The organism is Brochothrix sp. (genome assembly GCF_017549435.1).
Lineage (GTDB): Bacteria > Bacillota > Bacilli > Lactobacillales > Listeriaceae > Brochothrix > Brochothrix thermosphacta.
Genome location: NZ_JAFYUW010000119.1, coordinates 1 through 2,869, shown reverse-complemented (window position 1 = coordinate 2,869; position 2,869 = coordinate 1). Strand labels below are relative to the sequence as shown.

General features: G+C 35.3%; 2 protein-coding genes and 1 pseudogene. 2 read left to right on the top strand and 1 reads right to left on the bottom strand.

The features are described from left to right. Positions 1–293: 293 nt before the first annotated feature. Both galE and IKV95_RS08145 read left to right on the top strand, forming a co-directional pair. Entirely contained in the window at positions 294–1,277 is a 984-nt protein-coding gene (gene galE / locus IKV95_RS08150) for a UDP-glucose 4-epimerase GalE (protein WP_287451637.1), read from the top strand. Positions 1,278–1,644: 367 nt separating this feature from the next. Beyond that, positions 1,645–2,337 (top strand): annotated as a pseudogene (locus IKV95_RS08145) (transposase); the annotation flags it as partial. Between the two features lie 216 nt (positions 2,338–2,553). Here IKV95_RS08145 and IKV95_RS08140 read toward each other — a convergent pair. Continuing rightward, on the bottom strand, positions 2,554–2,869 hold a 316-nt coding region (locus IKV95_RS08140), incomplete at its 5' end, for a DUF5776 domain-containing protein (RefSeq protein WP_287451636.1).

Genomic DNA, 2,869 nt, shown 5'->3' with positions numbered 1-2,869 from the left:
TTTCATCTTTTTTCCTCCTCCAATATTTATTACGAAAAGAGCTTAAAATTCTTTTCCTATTCTGTTTTTTATCATAACATGAAACCGGTTTCTGGTCTATACCATTTTAAGATGAAACTATTCTTCTATAGTAAAAAAAATCTATCATCTATGCAATATTCGAACTATTAAAAACAATCTAAAACTAGAATTGTTTCTTTCCCCCAGACAATCCCAACCTAGTTTAATAGTACTGTTTATCTATGCTATAATAATAATAAATTAAACGTTTTTTTAAAAAGGAGTGTTTTTTTGTGACAATTGCAATTTGTGGTGGCGCCGGTTATATCGGTTCTCATGCCGCACTCGCATTACTTGATCGTGGAACGGATGTCGTTGTTATTGACAATCTTTCCACTGGACATGCTGAATCTGTACCTGCAGGCGTGAAACTTTATAAAGGTGATATTAGAGATGCTAAATTTTTAGATACTGTTTTCACCACTGAAAAAATCACAGCCGTGATGCATTTTGCTGCTGATTCATTAGTTGGTGTGAGCGTCCAAGAACCTTTAACTTATTACAATAATAATGTGGGTGGTGCGATTACATTATTGGAAGCAATGAAACGTCATAACATCAACAACATTGTTTTCTCATCAACTGCTGCAACATTTGGTGAACCCTTGCGTCAACCCATTGTTGAAACAGATGCTCAAATACCAACTAACCCCTATGGCGAAACTAAATTAGCCATTGAAAAATTACTAAAATGGACTGCTAATAGTTCTGATTTACGTTATAAAGTTTTACGTTACTTCAATGTTGCTGGTGCAGACCCTACAGGTCGTGCTGGTGAAGACCATCGTCCAGAATCACACTTGATTCCATTAGTTCTTGAAGTAGCTTTAGGGAAAAGAGAGCATATTTCAATTTTCGGAGATACTTACCCAACAGAAGATGGGACATGCGTTCGTGACTACATCCATGTGTCCGATTTAATTGCCGCACATATTTTAGCACTTGATGATTTATTTGCTGACGGTGAAAATAGCGCCTATAATCTTGGCAACGGCCAAGGCTTCAGCGTTAAAGAAGTCATCGAGGTCTGTCGAAAAGTGACTGGTCACACTATACCTGAAGTAATGGCTCCCATTCGACTAGGGGATCCTGCAACTTTAATCGCAAGTTCTGATAAAGCCAAACAGCAACTTGGATGGTCGCCCCAACATGCTAAATTAGAAACAATCGTCGCAGATGCCTGGCACTGGTTTGAAAAAAATCCTAACGGTTATTAATCAGCCAACTTAAATAAAAAAAGCGTTAGTGACAATATGGAACTACCCTATCGAAATAGGATTAATCAAAAACTATTTCTTAGGCTTTAAATAGAGCGTTTCAGACTTTACAATGGTATTAATCAATTCGATACAGGCATTATTATTAAGTTCCCACCCTATGGGACCTAATGATGATGCCTATTTTGATAGGCGTAAACTTTGTAATCTGAGCCCTAATCATTATGCAATAAGTAGCTTTCAAGTTTTGGCAATTGATTGAGAGTATCTAATACGAATGCCTTATCTTGACTATCATCAAATTTTCTGTGATAAATGTCCATTATCGAAGATAAGTACATCCTTTTGAGCTGAACGTCACGTAAATAATATTAGTGATTCAACAACCCATAAAATCATTGATATTTTACCTTCTCGCCGTTTAACTGTCCTTAAAGATTACTTTTCATCTTATTCTAGAACCGTCAGAAACGCGGTTAAAATAGTAGTTGTCGATATGAATGCCCCTAATTATGTAATGGCTAAAGAATTTTTTCCAAAAGCAAAATTAATTGTTGATCGCTTCCACTTGTCACAACTAATCGTCCGTTCTCTGTCACAGACTCATATCCAACTCATGAATCGATTTAAAACCTCATCTCCAGAAAGTCAGAAAACATACCGTAAACTCAAACGTTATTGGAAGTTGATACTCAAGAAAGAATCTGAACTAAGCGATACGCTGTATCGTTATACACCTTTGTTCAAATGTATAATGACCTCTCATGGTATTATAGATTACTTGACTAACTTAGATGAGTCATTCAAAGCAACCTACCGACTCGTACAGCAACTGACAGTTGCCTTTGACCATCGTAATTTTGAAGCTTACAATGCACTTATTCATCAAAAACATAACGGTGTTTCTCACTATTTGAAAAAAAGCCTACGAACGTTACGTAAATATTCACACGCAATCAATAGTAGTTTTATCTATTGTTATTCAACCAAGATAAATAGAATGAATGATACTCAATTTCTGGCGAAACTTCCGTCTCATACAAATCTCGTAAGCAAATAAATTCGCAACGATATTAGCAATAACAAGATTAAGCTCATCAAACGTGTTAGTTTTGATTACAAGAATTTCACCAATTTCCGAAATCGCATTCTTCTCTGTTTCAATAATTAATCATATACAAAAAAGGATTGTAGAACTTAATCTACAATCCAAAAAGCTTCTTAATTTAATAGAAATTTTTCTCACCAACACTATTTGACACAGTGCCTTTTAAAATCAATTATACTTTACGACATTTGTCTTGTGACCTGTATAGAATCGACCATTTGATAATTCCATCCGTGGCGAACCGTTCGAAGTATATACGATTCTTTTAACCTTAAGTATGCTTCCTACTTTATACTTTTCAACTCTGTTTTTTCCTGTGAAATCCACACTCTTGTGTGACCAATCTTCTTTTAAAACTTTAACTTTTTTAGGATTAACCGTATAATATTTTGCAGCTGTTCCTATCGTTTGTAAAACATTTATCCGATGACCCGTATAATAATTACCATCTTCTAATTGCATACGCGGCGAACCATTCGCTGTG